At 65.8% G+C, this 19,382-nt stretch carries 17 protein-coding genes; 7 read left to right on the forward strand and 10 right to left on the reverse strand.

All coding sequences use genetic code 11. The annotated features are described in order from the left end of the window. Positions 1-317: 317 nt before the first annotated feature. Together DID98_RS32045 and DID98_RS36435 are read left to right on the forward strand one after the other, a co-directional pair. A complete protein-coding gene (locus DID98_RS32045; RefSeq protein ID WP_124572018.1) occupies positions 318-1,385 on the forward strand; it encodes a porin in 1,068 nt (355 codons plus the stop codon). A gap of 140 nt (positions 1,386-1,525) precedes the next feature. Beyond that, entirely contained in the window at positions 1,526-1,654 is a 129-nt protein-coding gene (locus DID98_RS36435; protein WP_260427357.1) for a hypothetical protein, read from the forward strand. 98 nt (positions 1,655-1,752) lie between these two features. On the opposite strand, the gene DID98_RS32050 is transcribed toward DID98_RS36435, so the two are convergent. From DID98_RS32050 to DID98_RS32065, 4 genes are all read right to left on the reverse strand, one after another. After that, complete coding sequence (locus DID98_RS32050; RefSeq protein ID WP_124489385.1) at positions 1,753-2,577, reverse strand: alpha/beta fold hydrolase; 825 nt, start codon at positions 2,575-2,577, stop codon at positions 1,753-1,755. A 320-nt stretch (positions 2,578-2,897) separates the two neighbouring features. After that, positions 2,898-4,250, reverse strand: a complete 1,353-nt coding sequence (locus DID98_RS32055) for a TRAP transporter large permease (protein WP_124523853.1) — start codon at positions 4,248-4,250, stop codon at positions 2,898-2,900. A 4-nt stretch (positions 4,251-4,254) separates the two neighbouring features. After that, the gene (locus tag DID98_RS32060) at positions 4,255-4,833 is read right to left on the reverse strand and encodes a TRAP transporter small permease (protein WP_124524223.1); all 579 of its coding nucleotides are present in this window, start codon (positions 4,831-4,833) and stop codon (positions 4,255-4,257) included. Beyond that, the gene (locus tag DID98_RS32065; protein WP_124523850.1) at positions 4,830-5,816 is read right to left on the reverse strand and encodes a TRAP transporter substrate-binding protein; all 987 of its coding nucleotides are present in this window, start codon (positions 5,814-5,816) and stop codon (positions 4,830-4,832) included. The genes DID98_RS32060 and DID98_RS32065 overlap by 4 nt, the downstream gene beginning before the upstream one ends. A gap of 557 nt (positions 5,817-6,373) precedes the next feature. On the opposite strand from DID98_RS32065, the gene DID98_RS32070 reads away from it, so the two are divergent. Then, positions 6,374-6,568 carry a hypothetical protein gene (locus DID98_RS32070; RefSeq protein WP_124489389.1) on the forward strand — a complete coding sequence of 65 codons (195 nt, stop codon included), beginning with the start codon at positions 6,374-6,376 and terminating at the stop codon, positions 6,566-6,568. A 142-nt stretch (positions 6,569-6,710) separates the two neighbouring features. On the opposite strand, the gene DID98_RS32075 is transcribed toward DID98_RS32070, so the two are convergent. From DID98_RS32075 to DID98_RS32085, 3 genes are all read right to left on the reverse strand, one after another. Further along, the gene (locus tag DID98_RS32075) at positions 6,711-7,391 is read right to left on the reverse strand and encodes a GntR family transcriptional regulator (RefSeq protein WP_044847167.1); all 681 of its coding nucleotides are present in this window, start codon (positions 7,389-7,391) and stop codon (positions 6,711-6,713) included. 242 nt (positions 7,392-7,633) lie between these two features. Then, on the reverse strand, positions 7,634-8,341 hold the full coding sequence (locus DID98_RS32080; RefSeq protein WP_124572019.1) for a pirin family protein: 708 nt from the start codon (positions 8,339-8,341) through the stop codon (positions 7,634-7,636). Positions 8,342-8,424: 83 nt separating this feature from the next. After that, on the reverse strand, positions 8,425-9,189 hold the full coding sequence (locus tag DID98_RS32085) for an SDR family NAD(P)-dependent oxidoreductase (protein ID WP_124489416.1): 765 nt from the start codon (positions 9,187-9,189) through the stop codon (positions 8,425-8,427). A gap of 138 nt (positions 9,190-9,327) precedes the next feature. Here DID98_RS32085 and DID98_RS32090 point away from each other — a divergent pair, with 138 nt between their 5' ends. From DID98_RS32090 to DID98_RS32100, 3 genes are all read left to right on the forward strand, one after another. After that, positions 9,328-10,245, forward strand: coding sequence for a LysR family transcriptional regulator (locus DID98_RS32090; RefSeq protein WP_124572020.1), 918 nt, complete (start codon positions 9,328-9,330; stop codon positions 10,243-10,245). Between the two features lie 214 nt (positions 10,246-10,459). Continuing rightward, positions 10,460-10,864: a nuclear transport factor 2 family protein gene (locus DID98_RS32095; protein WP_124489392.1), complete on the forward strand. Its 405-nt coding sequence runs from the start codon at positions 10,460-10,462 to the stop codon at positions 10,862-10,864. Between the two features lie 122 nt (positions 10,865-10,986). After that, positions 10,987-11,910 (forward strand): recombination-associated protein RdgC, encoded by a 924-nt coding sequence (locus DID98_RS32100; RefSeq protein ID WP_124523859.1) that lies wholly within the window; start codon positions 10,987-10,989, stop codon positions 11,908-11,910. Positions 11,911-12,101: 191 nt separating this feature from the next. On the opposite strand, the gene DID98_RS32105 is transcribed toward DID98_RS32100, so the two are convergent. Further along, on the reverse strand, positions 12,102-12,503 hold the full coding sequence (locus DID98_RS32105; RefSeq protein ID WP_124489393.1) for a hypothetical protein: 402 nt from the start codon (positions 12,501-12,503) through the stop codon (positions 12,102-12,104). Between the two features lie 460 nt (positions 12,504-12,963). On the opposite strand from DID98_RS32105, the gene DID98_RS32115 reads away from it, so the two are divergent. Further along, positions 12,964-14,334, forward strand: a complete 1,371-nt coding sequence (locus DID98_RS32115) for an MFS transporter (protein ID WP_124572021.1) — start codon at positions 12,964-12,966, stop codon at positions 14,332-14,334. A gap of 157 nt (positions 14,335-14,491) precedes the next feature. Here the strand turns inward: DID98_RS32115 and DID98_RS32120 are convergent, their stop codons facing one another. Further along, positions 14,492-17,251, reverse strand: a complete 2,760-nt coding sequence (locus DID98_RS32120) for a UPF0182 family protein (protein ID WP_124572022.1) — start codon at positions 17,249-17,251, stop codon at positions 14,492-14,494. 366 nt (positions 17,252-17,617) lie between these two features. Then, entirely contained in the window at positions 17,618-18,997 is a 1,380-nt protein-coding gene (abaF, locus tag DID98_RS32125) for a fosfomycin efflux MFS transporter AbaF (RefSeq protein WP_124572023.1), read from the reverse strand. Between the last annotated feature and the right edge of the window lie 385 nt (positions 18,998-19,382).

Raw genomic sequence — 19,382 nt, forward strand, 5'->3', positions numbered from 1 at the left:
TGCGCTCGCTCGCGAAGGGCGAGGCGATCACGCAGGACACGTCCACGCTCGAGAACCCGGCGATCCTCGAGCAGCTCAACCGGTCGCTCTGAATGACGCGGCCGGCACCGGCCGCACCCGACACTGTCGACACACGCGCGTTCGGGCGCCCATCCCCGCCCTGAACGCGTCGCACGCGGCCGCCACCCGGCCGCGCACGTGCGTCCCGCCGCGCCCCACCCTGCGTGCGCGGCTCATGCGACGGACACCGCCACGCGGGCATCCGCCGCATCCCCTTGTTCGATGCATCGACGTACAACAACACTGGAGACACCTCAATGAAAAGCAGAATCGTGATCGGTTGCGCGGCGCTGGCAGGCACGCTGGCCAGCAGCAGCGGCTTCGCGCAGAGCAGCGTGACGCTGTACGGCAACCTCGACGCCGCGTTGCTGTACACCAGCAAGACACGCGACGCCGCCACCGGCGCGAACGCCGGCCATCAGTTCGCGATGACCGACACCGGCATGACGCCGACGACGTTCGGGATGACCGGCACCGAGGATCTCGGCGGCGGCCTCAAGGCGAAATTCCAGCTCGAGAGCGGCTTCGCCGTCACCAACGGCGCGTTCGCGCATTCGAACGGCAACTTCTTCGGCCGCCAGGCGTGGGTCGGGCTCGACGGCGGGTTCGGCACGGTCAAGGCCGGCGTGCAGTATTCGCCGTTCCTGCTCGCGATCTTCGATTCGGATCCGCGCAGCTTCTCGCACTTCGGCAGCGGGCTGATCAACTACGTCGACAACGTGCTGGTGACGGGCCTGTTCAACCCGAACGCCGTGTCGTACACGAGCCCGACGATCGCCGGCCTCACCGGCAGCGCGATGTTCGCGTTCGGCGGCAAGGCCGGCGACTTCCAGGCCGGCCGCCAGTATTCGGCGAGCCTCAAGTACGAGCACGACGGCTTCATGATCGACGCCGCGTTCTACGACGGCAACGACGGTACCAACCCGACGCCGACGCCGAGCACCGTCGCGTTTGTCGGGCGCACGATCGGCGCCGCCTACCGCTTCGGCCCGGTCACCGCGAAGGCGTCGTTCACGAGCTACAAGGTCGGCGGCTCGTTCAGCAACAACGTGTACGGCGGCGGCCTCGACTATCAGGCGACGCCGGCCGTCGACCTGAACGGCGGCGTCTGGTTCACCAGCGATCGCAACGACACGGCCAATCACTCGCTGCTCGCGGCGATCGGCACGACCTACAGCCTGTCGAAGGCGACCGCGCTGTACGCGCAGGTCGCGATGGTCAACAACCACGGTGCGATGAACACCGGGCTGGGGATCACCAACGCGCTTTACGCGGTCACCGGCACGACCGTCGGCGCGAACCTCGGGATCCGCCACATGTTCTGATGCACGGGCGGTGGAGACTGCATCGAACCACCGCCCCGATGCATTCGCACTCCGAATCGTTTTTCGCCGAAGCCGGCCTGCAGCGATGCATCCGGTTTCGGCGCGACTTCCGTTGCGGGCGGATGCACATGCGGATGCACATGCGAAGCTCCACCCGCCCGTCACCGTGCGTCGCGAGCCGTGCGGAGGCGCAGGACCTGATCCGCCGCGGTGCCGACGCGGGCCGCGTGCGCGACCGCCAGTTCACGCCGGTCGGCGAACGCGCATGACGCGGTAACGTCGCATTGCCGCGGCCACGTCGCAACGCAAGTCGTTGCGTCGTCACGCGATGCCGCGCGGCGCCCGCCGCCGGCATCGCGTGCGGCGTTCAGCCCGCCGCGAGCTGCTGCTCGTCGAACCAGTCGAGCAGCATCCGCGTGACGAACGCGGGGTTCTCCAGGTTCGAGATATGGCCGGCGTCCGGCACCAGCGCATGGCGGCAGCCGATCACGCTCGCCATCTTCACCGTCTCCGACGGCGGGCGCGCCATGTCGCCCGCGCCGCACATCAGCAGCGTGCGTTCGGCATCCAGCCCGGCGAGTGCGGCGAGCGTATCCGGCCGCCCGAAGATCAGCCGGCCGAGCGGGACGATCGATTCCCGCAGCCGGTCGGCCGGCAGGTTCGCGAGCGCCGCGCGAAAGGCGCGCGGCACCGGGTCGGCCAGGTTCACGTCCGGCCGGAAGAACAGCGGCACGATCGCATCGAGCAGCGGCGGCGCGATGCAGCCGGCGGCGGCGATCGCATCGAGCATCCCGAAGTAGCGCAGCCGCGTCGCGTCGGGTTCGGCCTCGAGCGACGCGTCCATCAGCACGAGCGAGCGCACGCGCTGCGGTTCGCGCAACGCGAGCCGCGCGCCCCACATCCCGCCGACGCTCAGCCCCACGACCGCGCACTGCCCGATCTCCAGCGCATCGAGCAACGCGCTCGCGTGCGCGGCGAGATCGTCGAGCGTCTGCGTGCCGGCAGGCAGCGGGCCCGACGCGCCATGTCCCCACAGGTCCGGCACGATCACGCGATACCGGCTCGACAATGCGTCGATCTGCGGCGCCCACATCGCGGCATCCCACAGATAGCTGTGCCCGAACAGCACCGGAAATCCGGTGCCGTGATCCTGGTAATGCAGGGTGCTGCCATGAACGATGTGTGCGGGCATGTCGTCTCCGGATGTCAATGCGGTGGGCGGTGAGCGGCGGCCCGGCAACGGGCGTCGCGATCCGCGGCGTTCTGCGACGAACGCGAAGCGGCGAATCATCGCACAGGTTGCCGCCGTTGCGGGTGACTGCCGCGCGTGCCGCGACGCAGCGCATCGCGCACTTGCGCCGTGCGGCCGGCACGACGCCGATCGCGCGACGCGACCGGCGCCGGTGCGGCCGCCGCGATGGCGCGCCACGCCGCGCGTGAAGCAACCGCCGACGTGACTGCGGCGCCGGACGACCTCGGATCGTCCGGCGCCGCGACGGGCGAAACGCGCGCTCAGAACACCGCGTGCCCGCTGATGAGGCTCGGCAGCCAGGTGGAGAAGAACGGCATGTACGTGACGATGTTGATCGCACTGAAGATCGCGAGGTAATACGGCCACGCCATCTTCGTCGTCTCGCCGATCGACACGTTGCCGATCGCGCAGCCGACGAACTGCACCGAGCCGATCGGCGGGTGCACGAGGCCGAGCGAGCAGTTCAGCAGCAGCATGATCCCGAACTGCACCGGCCCGACGCCGCATGCCATCGCGATCGGCAGGAACAGCGGCGTCGTGATCAGGATGTGCGCGGCCATGTCGACGAACGTGCCGAGGAACACCTGGATGATGTTGATGTACAGCAGCATCAGCCACGGCGCGGCGGTCGACTGCTTGAGCAGCCCTTCGATCGCATCCGGAATCTCCAGGTACGACATCTGGAAGCGCAGCATGTTGGACACGGCGATCAGCAGCAGCACGACGCCCGTCGTGCGCGCCGCATGCGACAGCGCGCGCCGCAGCTTCCCGGCCGTCAGCGTCCGGTAGACGAGCGCGGTCAGCACGAGCGAGTACACGACGGCGATCGCGGCGGCTTCGGTCGCGGTCGCGATCCCCTTCGCGACACACACGAGGATGATCGCGATCACCATCAGGCCCGGCACCGCGCCGACGAAGCTGCGCAGCACCGCATACCAGCCCGGGAACGACGGCAGCGCCGACGAACCGTCCTCGCGGCGCGGATAGCCGTGGCGCACGGCCTGCCAGTATGCGGCCGCGAGCACGAAGCCCATCACCCACAGCACCGGCAGGAGGCCGGAGAACAGCAGGTCGCCGATCGACACGCCGCTCACCGGCTGGCCGTGCAGCATGCCCGTGATCCCCTGCGCGGCGAACGCGTAGATGATCATGTTGGTCGACGTCGGCATCAGCGCGCCGGCGAGCGACGCGTGGGTCGTCACGTTGACCGCGTAAGCCGCGCTGTAGCCTTCGCGCTTCATCAGCGGAATCACCACGCCGCCCATCGCGGAGGTATCGGCCGTCGGCGAACCCGACACGCCGCCGAACAGCGTGCACGCGACGACGTTGGCCATCCCGAGGCCGCCGCGGAAATGGCCGACGGTGGCCTGCGCGAAGCGCAGGATCCGGTCCGCGATGCCGCCGTGCAGCATCAGCTCGCCGGAGAAGATGAAGAACGGCACCGCGAGGAACGAGAACGCGTTCATCCCCGAGATCATCGCCTGCATCGCGGTCGCGATCGGCAGCCCTTCGACCAGGTAGGTCAGCACGCAGGAAATGCCGAGCGCGAACGAGACCGGTACGCCGAGCACGAGGAAAACCAGAAAACTGACGGACAGGATCGCGAGTTCCATGGCGTTATTGTCCCGACGAAGAACGACGAAGCGCGAGCAGGTGCTCGAGCGAGAAGAGGATGATGGCGATCGCCGCGGGAATCGTGATCAGGTAGCGCACGCCTTCGGGCAACCCGATGATCGGAATGCGGTCGCCCATCGTCTCCGCGGCCATGCTGCCGCAGCCGACCATGATCGCGATCGCGAACGCGATCAGGCTCAGGTGCTGGATCGCGATCACCGCGGTGCGCGGGCCCGGCGACAGGCGCCGCACGAGGGAGTCGAGGCCGATGTGGCCGCCGTCGCGCACCTTCATCGCCGCGCCGAACATCGCGATCACGATCACCAGCAGCAGCGCGATCGGCTCGACGAAGTCGGGCGCGTTCTCGAACGCGTAGCGCATCACGACCGCGTAGAACACCAGCACCGTGAGCGCGGCGAGACACAGCGACGCGACCACGGCCAGCGCGCGGAACAACAGGTCGTTCATGCAGCGCAGGCGCGGCGCCGCCGCATGCGGCCGGCACGGCGCCGCACCGTCCGCGGCCGCCGCGTCCGATGCGCCCACGGCCGCCGCGCCGTTCAGGGAAGTGCGACGGGTCACTTGGTGGCCTCGATCTCGTCGACGATCTGCTTCATCTGCGGCGTCTTCTCGTACTTCGCCCACAGCGGCTGCATCGCCTTCACGAATGCCGCGCGGTCGACCTGCGCGGCCGGCAGGATCTTCGCGCCGCCCTTCGTCACCGTCTGCTGCGCCGATGCCTCGCGCGCGGTCCACAGCTTCTGGTAGTACGGCACCGAATCGGATGCTGCCTTCCTGATCGCGGCCTGTTCCTGCGGCGACAGCGTGTCCCAGATCTTCTTCGAGAACACCAGCACTTCCGGCGTCATCGCGTGCTGCGTCTCCGAGTAGTCGGGCGCCACCTCGAAGTGCTTGGTTTCCTCGTACGACGGCAGGTTGTTTTCCGCCGCATCGACGAGGCCCGTCTTCAGGCCCGTGTAGACCTCGGCGAACGGCATCGGCGTCGGCGTGCCGCCCATCGCCTTGATCTCGTCGACCATCAGGTCCGATGGTTGCACGCGCACCTTCAGCCCCTTCATGTCGGCCGGCGTGCGCACCGGGCGCTTCGCGTAGATCGAGCGCGCGCCGCTCTCGTAGAACGTCAGCGCGATCATCCCCTTCGCCGCGAACGCGTCGAGGATCTTCTGGCCGGCCGGGCCGTACATCGCCTTGCGGAAATGGTCGACGTCGCGGAACAGGAACGGGAACGACGGGATCAGCGACTCCGGCACGATCTCGTTGAACGACGCGCCGTTCACGCGCGCCATGTCGATCGCGCCGATCCGCACCTGGTCGACCGTGTCCTTCTCGGAGCCGAGCGCGCTGTTGCCGAACACCTTGATCGAGTCCTTGCCGCCCGTCAGCTTCGACAGCTCGTCGCCCATGTACTTGACCGCCATGTTGGTCGGGAAGCTGTCGCCGTGCACGTCCGCCGAGCGGAACACGCGGGCCTGCGCGGACACCGCGAAGCCGGCCATGAGCGCGACGGCCAGGGCGGTACGGGAGCGGGTGAATCGGTGCTTCATCGTCAGTCTCCTTGATGGTTGTTCGTCGTCTGGCGGCGATCCGGGCGGCTTGCGCATCAGTCGGGGCACGGCCTTCACTGAATCGCAGTCATACGTTGTATGACGTGTGGGAGCGAATGTACGTCGGTTAATCGTTTAACTCACTTGGTGCATACCCTATAGGCGCTTCTGTAGCGGGTTTTCGGCGAGGCGAAGGGAAAAGCCTTCTCAGTTCAGCACGTAGCCGGCGAAACGTTTTCCGGAAATGGGGCTGCATTTGAGCCGGCGCGGTGCCGTGTCGTTTTCCGGAGCCGGATACTCTCTTTCGTTTCTATTTCTACAGTCGTAGGATGACTGACTGCCGTCGGCGATGGCCGGTTCGACGTGGCCGCCGTCGTTGTAATGAGGACGTGACGACGACGATGCCCCGCAGTCATGCGGTGCGTCGCGTCATCGTTGCCGGCGTGCCTGCTCACGCGTGCTGGCGGCACCGCGCGTCGGCCACGGCGCATGCCGTCGCGGCAGGCACGCGCGATGCGCGCTTGCCGCGACATCGGAAACACGCAAGGAGGTGTGCGATGCAGACGACCAGAACGCCGGCGGGACAGCGTCAGGACACGCCGTTGAATCCGGGCGACGAAGGGCCGCCCGATGCGCCGGGCGTCGGCGAGGATCTATGCGGCGTGTGTCGCGGCACCGGGATGGTCGAAGGACAGCCATGCGCGGTGTGCGGAGGGACGGGTAAGGTACTGCAGGGGATCGGCGGCGGCTAGACGGTCAAACGGAAGCGATGCGTGCAGGCCGCCTTCGGCGCCGTGCGGCGCCCGGACGGGCCACGGATCGAATGCGACCGCGCTGCAACGCCGCGATTGACCGGAATCGGGTATCCGCGCGGCGCGCGGCGCGTGAAAGACCTCAACGCCCGAGCCGCCGGTCCCGCAGAAACGCATTCAACTCGCCACCCGCATGCTCGATGTGGCGCTTGAGCAGCGACGCCGCCGCGCGCGCATCGCCCTTGCGGCACAGCGCGACGAGCTCCGCGTGCTCGGATTCGGCCACGTCGCGCGCAGCCTCGGACAGCGACAGCTGCACGCGCGTGTAGCGGTCGGTCTGCTGCAGCAGCGACGCGACGATCGCCGCCGTCTTCGGCTGGTCGGCGCGCGACAGCAGCAGATGATGCAGTTCGGTGTTCAGTTCGCCCCAGCGGCCGGACTGGCTCGCGTGCAGCACTGCGCTGTATTCGTCGAGGATCGCGTCGAGCCGCGCGAAATCCTCGGCGGTCAGCTTCGGAATCGACTTTTTCAGCAGCACGGGCTCCAGCAGCGCGCGCAATTCGAACAGTTCGGTGATGTCCTCCGGCGACAGCTCCGACACGATCGCGCCCTTGTGCGGCAGGATCTTCACGAGCCCTTCACTCTCGAGCTGCACGAGCGCTTCGCGCAGCGGGATCCGGCTGATGCCGAGCTCGGTCGCCAGCGCATCCTGGCGAAGCTGGTAGCCGTCGACGTATTCCCCCGTCAGGATGCGGCGGCGCAGTTCATTGGCTGCGGCTTCGGCGCGCGTGGCGTAGACAAGAGCGGGGCGTTTCTCGTTCATGTTGCGGTTCGGACTGGGGATGGCGGTCAGGCAAGCGCCGACGCGGCGCTGGATATTGCATACTTTCTACGATATTAGCAGAGCGGCCTTGCGGCCGAGCGTCGGCGGTCGCCACCACAGGCGACGTCGGCATCGACGTCCGGTGTTCCCGCAATACGGCACCGGACGCTCACCGGCGCGCTTTCTCGAAGTCGGCATGGCAATGAACCAGGCTGCGGCCGCGCGCTGATCGAGCACTCGCCCTAGCACAAGCGCTCGACGATCATGACGTCCGTGTCGTCCCGCGCCCGCAACATGAGCCACGTTTCATCGCGAACGGCAACGCCATCGCGTCGTGCCAGCCTGATCGGCCCTACGTCCAGCCGGCCATGATCGACAACCAGATAAGCGGAACCGGGCATCGGCAACGCGTGCCGCAACGCAGTGCCTTCACGCAGTGTCGCGATACGCACGCGTGCATCGGCATGAATGGGCAACGCGCCGGCGCGGACATCCTCCGGATTGCCGCTCGCCAGTGTCACGAATCGGCCCTCGCGACATCCGGGCGAACAGGCTCGCGTCGAACAGCGCGGTGTACCGGCAGGTGTGCGCGGCCGCAGCCGGATCTGGAAGTGCCGCGCGGGCATATCCTCGTCGTTGCGCTCGGCGTGATGGATCGCCGTGCCGGCACTCGTCACGTGGACGGAATCGGCGACCAGACGCACGCGATTGCCCGCGTCGTCTTCATGCGTGATGGCACCCGACCGCACCCACGTGACGATCTCGACGTCGCGGTGGGCATGCGGGCCGAGGCCCGAGCGCGGCGCGAATTCGACGTCGCTCCACATGTAGAGCGGACCGAGCGGCGCATCGTCGGCGCGCCCGGATTCTCCGATGCGGAAATGCTGGCGAATGTCGACACGGCCGCGCCGGATTGCGCCAAGCACAAGAAAAGGCCGATGTTCAATCATGACGGAGCCCGGTTCGAGTACGCCGGGCGCGGATCGCGATCGTCGCAGACGGCGTCTTCCGCACCCGCGCGCCGTGGCTGCGCTCAGATCTGCTGCTGGCCGCCATCGACGAACAATTCGATGCCGTTCACGAAGCTCGCGTCGTCCGAGGCCAGGAACAGCGCCGCGCTCGCGATCTCGCCAGGCTCGCCGAGGCGCCCCATCGGGATCTGGGCCGCCAGATAGTCGGCGAGGCCCTGGCGCTGCGCGGCATCGTCGCCGGCGAGATCGAGCAGGCCAGGCGTGCGGGTCGCGCCCGGGCTGATCGTGTTCACGCGGATGCCGCGTTCCTTGAGATCGAGAATCCAGCTGCGTGCAAAGGCCCGCACCGCTGCCTTCGAAGCCGAATACACGCTGAACGCCGCGGTGCCCGCGCTGCCCGCCGTCGAGCCGGTGAGAATCACCGAGGCACGCTCGGCAAGCAGCGGCAGCGCTTTTTGTACCGTGAACAGCACGCCCTTCACGTTGCGCTCGAAAGTGTCGTCGTAGTGTGCTTCGGTGATGCTGCCAAGCGGCAGCATCGAACCGCCGCCGGCGTTCACGAACAGCACGTCGAGGCGGCCCTGTTCTTCCTTGATCTGCGCATACAGCGCGTCGAGCTCATCGAGCTTGGTGGAATCCGAACGTACGCCGGTCGCCTTGCCGCCGGCTTCGCGAATGCCCTTCACGGCGGCATCGAGTTCGGCCTGTCGGCGGCCCGTGAGATAGACGTGCGCACCTTCGGCCGCGAAGCGCTGGGCGGTGGCGAGACCGATGCCGCTGGTTGCGCCGGTGACGAGTGCGATCTTGTTGTCGAGTTTGCGTGCCATGGTATTGCTCCTTTCGTTGGATCGGTGTGGGTTGCGTTGCATCGCGTACTGCGATGTGAGGAGAATATCGACGGCCTCATCTTTTCGAAATAGAATTGATTGCAAACAAACGTTGCAGAAATGCAAAGATGAGGAAAAATGGCTCAATTCCCCGATTTCGAGGGGCTTGCGATGTTCGCGAAGGTGGCCGAACACGGTTCGTTTGCCGCCGCGGCGCGCGCGACCGGCGTGTCGGTCGCGACCGTCTCGCGCGGCGTGGCCCGCCTGGAGGACCGGCTGGGCGCGCGGCTGTTCAATCGCACGTCGCGTCAGCTCTCGCTCACCGAGTTCGGCCGCACGATCAGCGAGAAAGCCGGCGAGATCTATCGCCAGGCCGAGGAGGCGGAAAGCTCGGCACGCGAAATGTCGGTGCGGCCACGCGGGCTGGTACGTCTGGCCGTGCCGATGTCGTACGGCCTGCGCTGGGTCGCGCCGCTGCTGCCGGGCTTCTTTCGCGCGTATCCGGAAGTGTCGATCGACCTGCATCTGTCGGATGCGTCGGTCGATCTGGTCGCCGACGGGTTCGACGCCGCGCTGCGGATCGCCGCGCTTCCGGACTCGTCGCTGGTCGCGCGGCGGCTGTGCGCGGTGACGCAATTCGTGGTGGCGTCGCCGGAATATCTGATGCGTGAAGGACGGCCCGCCCATCCGCGCGAGCTCGCGGATCGTCCCTGTCTCTCGTACGCATACCGCGCGCGTAGCGCCGTATGGCGCTTCACGAACGACGCAGGCGAAGAAGAGCCGGTGATGCCGACGGGCCCGCTGCGCGTGACGAACGCCGATGCGCTGTTGCCCACGCTGCTCGCCGGACTGGCGATTGCCGAACTGCCCGAGTTCATCGCCGGCGATTACCTGGCCGACGGTCGTCTCGAAGCGATCCTGACCGACTGGTCGCTGACGAAGGGCGGCATTTACTTCGTCACGCCCTCGGCGCGCGCGCGGCCCGCGAAAGTCGCGGCGCTGTCGGATTATCTTGCCGAGCACCTTTCCGAGCCGACCTGGCGATGGCCGAAATGATGCGTCGGCGCGGTTGATCGGCCGGCGTTTCGTCATTGCATTCATGCAACGATGGTTTTCAAACAATTCCGTTTCGCAAATATTGTCCGGACCGTATTCTCCTTTCCACCGGCTGCACGACATCACGCCGCAAGCCGCCATGCAGCAGATGGCGACTGCGCTGACGACGCGCCTGCAATGAATCGCTTCCATTCACGCTTTTATCGAGCCGATCATGAACAACGCCAAACAACTGCTTTTCGCTTACCTCGAATCGATTCGCGATCCACGCGCGGCTGGCGCACTGTTTGCCGACGACGGTGTGCTGGAACTGCCGTATCTCAAGTCACTGGGTATCGACGCGCGTGCGCAGGGGCCCGGTGCGATCGAAGCCTTCATTGCCTCGCTGCTCGCGAAAGTGCCGGATTTTGCGTTCAGCAATGTGCGGCTGCTGATCGAAACGCCCGAGCAGGTATTCGCCGAATATGAAGTCGAAGCGCTCGTTCCATCGACGGGGAAAATCTATCGCCAGTTGTACGCAGGGCGGCTGGTGGCGCGCGACGGCAAAATCGTGCTGTTGCGCGAAGCACTGGACACGGTGGCTGCAGCACACGCATTCTCGGCGGCGCAACCCGCTTGACGAGATGCCGACGAAAGGCCGCTCGAGCAATCGAAGCGGCCTGCCGATGTTGCATCCCGACCGGCGCTTCTGGCCGGTAGACGTCACCGTCATATAGAATGACGCGCTTTGCCCGCACGCCTATGTGGTTCAAGAATCTTCAGCTTCATCGTCTTCCGGCACCGTGGGCCGTTACCCCCGATCAGATGGAAGCATGGCTCGCGCCCCACGCGTTTCAGCCGGGCACCAGCGTCGAGATGCAGCGCTCGGGATGGGCGTCGCCGCGTGACGACGGCGCGCTCGTGTATTCGATCAACCGGCAGATGCTGCTGACGTTTCGCGCCGAAAAGAAGCTGCTCCCGGCGTCGGTCGTCAATCAGGTGACCAAGGCCCGGGCGCTCGAGGTCGAGGAGCAGCAGGGTTTCAAGGTCGGGCGAAAACAGCTGCGCGAACTCAAGGAGCAGGTGACCGACGAACTGCTGCCGCGCGCGTTCACCATTCGCCGCGATACCCGCGTGTGGATCGATACGGTGAACGGCTGGCTCGTCATCGATGCGGCCGCACAGGCACTTGCCGACGACGTTCGCGGCCTGCTCGTCAAATCGATCGATCAATTGCCGCTCACCGGCGTCCAGGTGGCGCTGTCGCCGGTCGCCGCGATGACGGACTGGCTGCTGTCCGGCGAGGCGCCGGGCGGATTCACCGTGGATCAGGACGCCGAGCTGCGCTCGAGCGGCGAAGGTGGCGCCACGGTGCGATACGTCGGCCACGCGCTGGAGGCGAACGACATGCGCCGGCACATCGAGGCCGGCAAACAATGCATGCGCCTCGCGATGACCTGGAATGACCGGATCTCCTTCGTGCTCACGCCGTCGCTGACGATCAAGCGTGTCACGCCGCTCGACGTGATCAAGGAGGCGTCGGATCCCACCGCGCAGAACGACGACGAACGCTTCGACTCGGATGTCACGCTGATGACGGGTGAATTGGCGCGGATGTTGACCGATCTCGTCGATATCCTGGGTGGCGAGCGGCAAGACTCGGTTCAAATCGCGGCGGCAGCCTGAACCTCGTCGGCTGTCGAGGATCGTCGCCGCGCTACGGCGCTACGGCGCGGCTTCGCGCTGACGCGACCTGTCGGGGAGGACCGTCGCCGCTCTGGCGGCGGGCGGGGTGCGGCTGCGCGCCGACGAAGCGCCGCCGCACCGTGGAGCCTCTTGCCGTTCGGCCCGGCGGGTTCGAAAAGTCAGCGGACGAGCTATCCGAACACCCGGGCCCATACCGCCCGAAGGCGTCGCGCGCGGTCTTCGAACAGATATGAGGCTGCCAGCGTCAAGAGACCTGAAATCGCACCCGTCACGATGTGCTCGACATAGGGGATACGGTAGTGACTCGTGTGCGAGTAGGCGTCGCCCAACGTCGTCAGGACGCCGACGATCACCGCATTGCCGTATCGATGCGCGTAGAGTTTCGCCGCGGGCGTGAAAGTCAGCAATACAGCCAGGAGTCCGGTAAACAGACCAGTATGAAATGCAATCGACCAGTGGGCGAGGCTCATGATGTTGCCCCAGCTCCCCGGCATGCAGGTCATGCACGCACTGGTCGGCTGCCAGAAGCGCTGGATGAACAGTCTGACGCGCTGCTTCCACTCGGTTGACATGACGCACTCCCCTCAATGCCGTCGTCACGGCCGACGCCACCATACGTATCGTTGAAGCAGCTTCCAAATCCTTTGACGAGGCGGCCGCCCTCGTCGCGGACGGGTTGGCTATGCGCCGTGGAGGCCGAGCCATAACCTGGACATTGGGAATACTACTCCACGATTCCACGGCCGCCGTTTCGACCGGCACCGCGCCGGTGCCTTCTCACGAAACCGGGAATCGCTGCGGATCGCGTACTGCAAATACGCGCATCTTCAATCGACGAAAATCACCGAGCCATCGTGCAACCGCGCGTTCATCGACATGCATGCGCGCGCGGGTGGTTGATCTAGCCATATATCAGGATTTCTTATTGAATGTCTTGATCGCCCTGCAAATCATTCGTGGCCTGCGCTTGCTGAAACCTGTCGCCGGGCGTATGGTTTATTTCTCTATCGCCCTTTTCCGGGAGATACCAAAATGGCTGCCATGCAATCCGCGGCCACGCCCCTCTCCGACGAGGAAGCCCGGCGCCAGTTGTGCCGCGCCGTCATCGCCAGCACGATTGGCACCACGATCGAATGGTATGACTTTTTCCTCTACAGCACGGTCACCGGCCTGGTCTTCGCAAAGCTGTATTTCCCCCAATCCCATCCACTCGTCGGCACGCTTCAGGCGTTCCTGATCTATGCCGTCGGCTTCGTCGCGCGGCCGGTCGGCGCGGCGATCTTCGGCCACTACGGCGATCGCATCGGCCGCAAGGCCACGCTGATCGTGACCCTGTTGCTGATGGGGCTCGCGACGTTCGCCGTGGCCTTCGTTCCGACCTACGCGACGATCGGCATCTGGGGCGCCGTTCTCCTCACGGTGCTGCGCTTCATCCAGGGCGTCGGCGTCGGCGGCGAATGGGGCGGCTCGGTCCTGATGTCGATGGAGTGGGCGCGCACCAATGCGCATCGCGGCTTCGTCGCGTCGTGGCCGCAGTTCGGCGTGCCGGCAGGATTGTTCCTCGCCAACCTCGCCGTGCTGGCCATGAGCTGGTTGTCCGGCAGCAGTTTTCTCACGTGGGGCTGGCGCGTGCCGTTTGTCCTCAGCATCCTGCTGGTCGCGATCGGGCTTTATATCCGCCTGAACATTCTCGAGACGCCGATCTTCGCGAAACTGCTGGCCGAGCGCCGGATCGAGAAGGCGCCGATGCTCGAAGTGCTGCGCAAGCAGCCGAGGGATATCGTGCTGTCGGCGTTTGCGCGAATGGCCGAACAGGCGCCGTTCTATATCTTCACGGCGTTCGTGTTCACTTACGGGATCACGGCACTGGGCGTCACGCGAGAGCTGCTGCTGACGGCGGTGCTGGTGGCGTCCGTGGTCGAATTCGTCACCATTCCGCTGTTCGGCCACGTGTCGGATCTGATCGGGCGGCGACGGATGTACATGATCGGTGCGGTTTCCGTCGGTGTATTCGGATTCCTCTACTTCGCGATGGTCGACAGCCGGAATCCGGCATGGATCTTCGCGGCCATCGTGCTGTCGCTGGTCCCGCATTCGATGATGTATGGACCGCAGGCGGCATTGATCGCCGAGTCGTTTACCGGGCGGTTGCGGTATAGCGGTGCGTCGATGGGTTATCAGCTCGCTTCGGTCATTGCGGGCGGCCCGGCACCGCTGATCGCGACCGCGCTGTTCGCCTACTACCATTCGGGGTATGCGATCGCGGTGTACGTGCTGATATGTGCGGTGTTGAGCCTGGTCGCCGCATCGAAGCTCGGCGACTACACGAACAAGGATATTTCGCGGGAATACGACGACGCGCGAAGTCTGGAGGATCATGGCCACGCGCCGCCGCTGACCTGACGGGTTGGCCGGTTCGCTCGATGCATGGGACGACGAGCCGGCTGCCGGCCCGCTTTCCGCGCCCGGTCCCGATTCAAGCCAACGTGTGCGCCCGGAACGACACGACAACTGCTTGATTGCGGTCAATTACGCCCACGCCCGCTCAGCCGCGCCTCACTCACTGTTTGTGATCCGCGCGAGCGGCGCCCAGCGCTTCGAGCAACGGTCGAAGCGCATCGAGTTCCGCGCCGAAGCCGGCCCAATCCCCCGCCTTCAGCCGCTCGATCGCACGATCGTAATGGGCCAGCGCGTCGCGGGCGCGCGTATCCGCCGCGCCGCCGGCCGGCGCCGCCACCGGCCCCGGCCTCGTCTCCTTGAAGAGCGCCGCGAGCGCCTCGCTCAGGTTTTCCTCCATCACGACGCGATCGCCATAGGCCGCGATCACCCGTTTCAGCTCGGGCAACTGGCCGGACGACGCGCGCAGATAGAGCGGCGACACGTAGAGAATCGAGTGCTCGATCGGAACGACCACGAGATGTCCGCGGATCACGCGCGAGCCCATCTGGTTCCACAGCGAGATCTGCTGCGAGATTTCCGTGCTCTGCTGGATGCGCGCCTCGATCTGGTACGGCCCGTAGATCAGCTTTTCCTTGGGGAACGCGTAGACGATCAGCTTGCCGTACCCGGGCGGATCGCAACGCGCGGCCAGCCACGCGATCATGTTCTCGCGCTGGCTCGGCACCATCGGCAGCATGAGCACGAAGCCGGCCTGCGCATCGCCGGGCAGCCGCATGATCGTGTAGTACGGCGCCATCTGCCGGTTCGCGGCGTCGCCCCCGTCGATATCGCCGAGCGCACGAGGAAACTGCCAGAGGTCCTCGCGGTTATAGAACACTTCCGGTGCATCCATGTGATAAGCGCGGTAGAGGTTCGCCTGGATCAGGAACAGATCCTCGGGGTAGCGGATGTGCCGTTGAAGATCCTGCGGCATCGCGTCGAGCGGCTTGAACATGCCCGGGAAGATGCGCGCGTAAGTCCGCACCAGCGGATCGGAAGGATCGCTGACGTAGAAGTCGACCGTGCCGTTGTACGCGTCGACCACCACCTTGACCGCGTTGCGAATGTAGTTGGCGCCATCGCCGGTGCCGGGCGGCGCATACGGAAACCACTGGCTGGTCGTATAGGCGTCCTGCATCCAGAACAGGCGTCCGTTGCTTGCCACAACATAGGGGTCGTGGTCGAGCGCGAGAAACGGTGCAATCGTGCGGATCCGGTCCCGGATGTTGCGGTGAAAGAGGATCCTGCTCTCGTTCGTGATGTAGTGCGTCAGCAGGATGTTGGGATCGCCGAACTGCCATGCGAACAGGCTGCGCCGCACCGCGCCGCCGATCGCGACACCATCGCGCCCGCTGTACGACGTGTAGACGTTGCTGTCCCCCTTGGGGTAGTCGAATTCGGGCACGCTGCCCTTCACGATCACATAGCCCTGCCCGCCTTCGCCGAAGTAGATGCGCGGTTCGTCGATCGCCGGTCCGCCATCGGCGACGGGCGGAATGTCGCGCAGATAGAGCGACGGCAAGCCTTCTGTCGATTTCTCCGTAACCGGCGACATCACGATGCCGTTGCCGTGGGTGAACAGCAGATGCAGGTTCACCCAGGTTCGGGCGTTCTCCGGCAGCATCGACTGCTCCAGTTCGCGCGCCGACAGCATGACCTGCCGGTAGCCGGAGTCGAGACGGTAGCGATCGATATCCACGGAAAAGAACTTGTAGTAAGTCCTGATCTCCTGCAACTGCGCATAGGTATCCATCAGCGGCTGCACATCCCACAGGCGGATATTGTCGACGGTCGCGCGATTGGCCTGCAGCGACGCGATGTTCAGGCCCTGCTCGGCCGCGAACGGCTTGACCTCGATCTGCGCGAGACCGTAAGCCTGCCTCGTCAACGCGATGTTGTGCTGGATATAGGGCGTCTCGAGCTGCAGTTCGCTCGGCTTGACGTAGAAGCGCTGGAACAGCGCGGGATAGACGATGCCGAGCGCGAACGAAGTGCCGAACACGAGCAGCATCGCGGCGGCCGGCAACGGATAGCCGGGCCGGCGCAGGTTGACCAGCATCGCAACGGCCGACGCAACGGCGAGGCCGACGAGCAGCCACAGCACCGGCAGCATCACGTGGACATCCGTATAACCGGCGCCGACCACGACCCCGTTGTTGTCGTAGAGCAGCAGAAAGCGTTCGAGCCACCAGGACCAGGCTTTCAGCAGGAAGAACAGTGCCAGTAGCGCCGACCCGTGAACCGCGGCGGCCGACGAAAGCCCCTTCGGCGGGCGGAGCATGATGTCGCCGCGCAGCCAGTAGACGCCGCCCGCGACGATCGCGCAGCAGACGACCACTTGCAGCAGCAGGTTCTTCAGCACGATCCAGACGGGCAGCGCGAACAGATAGAAACCGATGTCCTTGCCGAAGATCGGATCGCGCCCGCCGAACGGCACCCGATGCAGGAAGCGAAGCGCGACATCCCAGCTCGACATCGCACCGGCGGCGATCGCAAGCCCGAGAATGACGGCACCCGCGGCAATGACCGCGCGCCAGGGAATGCGCGACGCGACCTCCCCCGCCAGCGCGCGCAGGACATCCTCCGCACGCGTCGACGAAGCGTCCGCTACCTGCCAGACATCGACGGGCCTGGCATGACGATGCGCGAGCCACCCCGACGCGCCGATCGCGGCCGCCGACACGGCGAACACCGCGGCGAACAGCAGCACCCTCGCGGACAGGATCGTCCAGAAGACGCCGGCATAGCCGATCGACGCGAACCAGAGCCAGTCGACCAGGAGACCGGTGACGCGCCCGACGACGATCAGGCAGGCGACGACGATCGCAGCCGCGATCCCGTAGCGTCTCAGGCGTGGGACGGACGTTGCTTGCGAGCGCATCGAGGCTCCTTTGCCGGGCCGTCATAGGTGGCCGGCCGCGGCCGGACCTGGCGTGCCGCCGATCAGGCAGTGAGCATCGCGGCCGGCCGCATGTCTGAATGCTACGCCCGTTGCCGACGCGTCGCCATCCGACGGCATGCGTGACATCACCGGGAACGAGCGAATGCAGTGCAGTGCGCTACGGCAGATTCGATCCCCCCTCGACAAGCACCCGTCGATGGCCGCTGCCGGGCGCAATCAGTGACGACCGTAGTGAACCGAACGCCGGCCGTCTTCCCCGCGCTCCCCGGACATCCTCGATGAAGCACAAAAAAGCCACCCTCGCGGGTGGCTTCCGTGCGTGCAATCAGTCTTCGATCACCCGCCTCATGCGTGCGTGCGCCGACTCGCCTCCGCATCGACCTCGCGCAGCGACTTGCCGCGCGTTTCCTTCGCAAGCCCGACGCACACGATCGAGATCAGCGCGGCCGCGACGAGATACAACGCGATCGGCGTCGACGAGTGATAGCGCTCGAGCAGCGACAGCCCGATCAGCGGCGCAAGCGAGCCGGCCATCAGCGGCGCGACCTGGTAGCACAGCGACAGCGCGGTATAGCGCACGTTGGTCGGGAACATCTCGGTCATCAGCGCCGAATACGGCGAGTACGTCATCGATTCGATGAACAGGCCGAGCACGATCGCGGCCATGATGATCCAGTCGTTGCCAGTATCCATCATCGGGAACGCGACGAAGCCCCAGCCGGCGGTCAGCACGGCGCCCGTCAGATACACGGGCTTGCGCCCGACGAGATCCGACATCAGCCCCATCAGCGGGATGAAGAAGAAGTGAATCGCGTTGGCGGCGAACATCAGCTTCAGGATCCGCGTGGTGTCGAAGCCGACGACCAGCTTCAGGTAAGTCAGCGAGAACGTGACGACCATGTAATACAGGATGTTCTCGGCGAACCGCGCGCCGATGCCGATCAGCACCTGCCGCCAGTGATACTTGAGCACGTGGCCCACGCCGAGCTGCTTTTCCTGCTTCTGCGCGCGGCGCGCCTGCGCTTCCTTGAAGATCGGCGCATCGTCGACCTTGCGGCGAATCCAGAAACCGATCAGCACGACCACCGCCGAGAACCAGAACGCCGCGCGCCAGCCCCACGCCAGGAAGTCGGCCTCGGACAGCGAGCTCGACAGCACCAGCAGGATGATCGTCGCGACGAGGTTGCCGGCCGGCACGCCGGCCTGCGGCCAGCTGGCCCAGAAGCCGCGGCGGTTGTCCGGGCTGTGTTCGCTGACCAGCAGGATCGCGCCGCCCCACTCGCCGCCGAACGCGAAGCCCTGGATCAGGCGCAGCGACACCAGCAGCACCGGCGCCCAGTAGCCGATCGCATCGAAGGTCGGCAGACACCCCATCAGGAAGGTCGTGACGCCGACCACGATCAGGCTCACCTGCAGCAGATACTTGCGGCCGAACTTGTCGCCGTAATAACCGAACACCAGCCCGCCGATCGGGCGCGCGGCGAATCCCACCGCATACAGCGCGAACGCGGCGAGCAGGCCGTCGATCGGGTTGCCGGTCTTCTTGAAGAAGTGCGTGCCGAACACCAGCGCCGACGCCGTTCCATACAGGAAGAACTCGTACCACTCCGCCACCGAGCCGACCATCGACGCCGCGACGACCCGCTTCAATTCCCGCTTCGACGCCGTGTCCGGCACGGCTGCTGCACTACCGGGCGAGACTGCCTCGCCGACCTGACTTGTCATCTCCGTATCTCCTCTCGTTGTCTTCCATTTCCCTTGGCGGGCCGGGTTCGCGCGTAAGCACGTCGAAAGATTTTATACAATATCCAATACACAATCCACGCAATCTCAAAAAAGGTTTCGGCAGAAATGCGACATGCGGGGCGGCATCTGGCTGTCAGGTTCCGAGCCTGCGAGCGCGATGGTTCTGATCAGAGGAAAGTACGGCAGGACCCGTCTATGGGACGCCGACCGCGGCTCGCGGGCCGACGGACGGGGCGTGGCGTGAATTTTCCGGCGTCGACGGGATCGTCCGTCGCCCCCGCCCGAAGCCGCTGCGGCGCGGTTCGCCACCCTCCCCGCGGCTCCGGCACGACGACCTTCGTCACGCCCTTTTTATTTTATATTG

It is taken from the genome of Burkholderia sp. Bp8984 (genome assembly GCF_003853755.1).
Classification (GTDB): domain Bacteria; phylum Pseudomonadota; class Gammaproteobacteria; order Burkholderiales; family Burkholderiaceae; genus Burkholderia.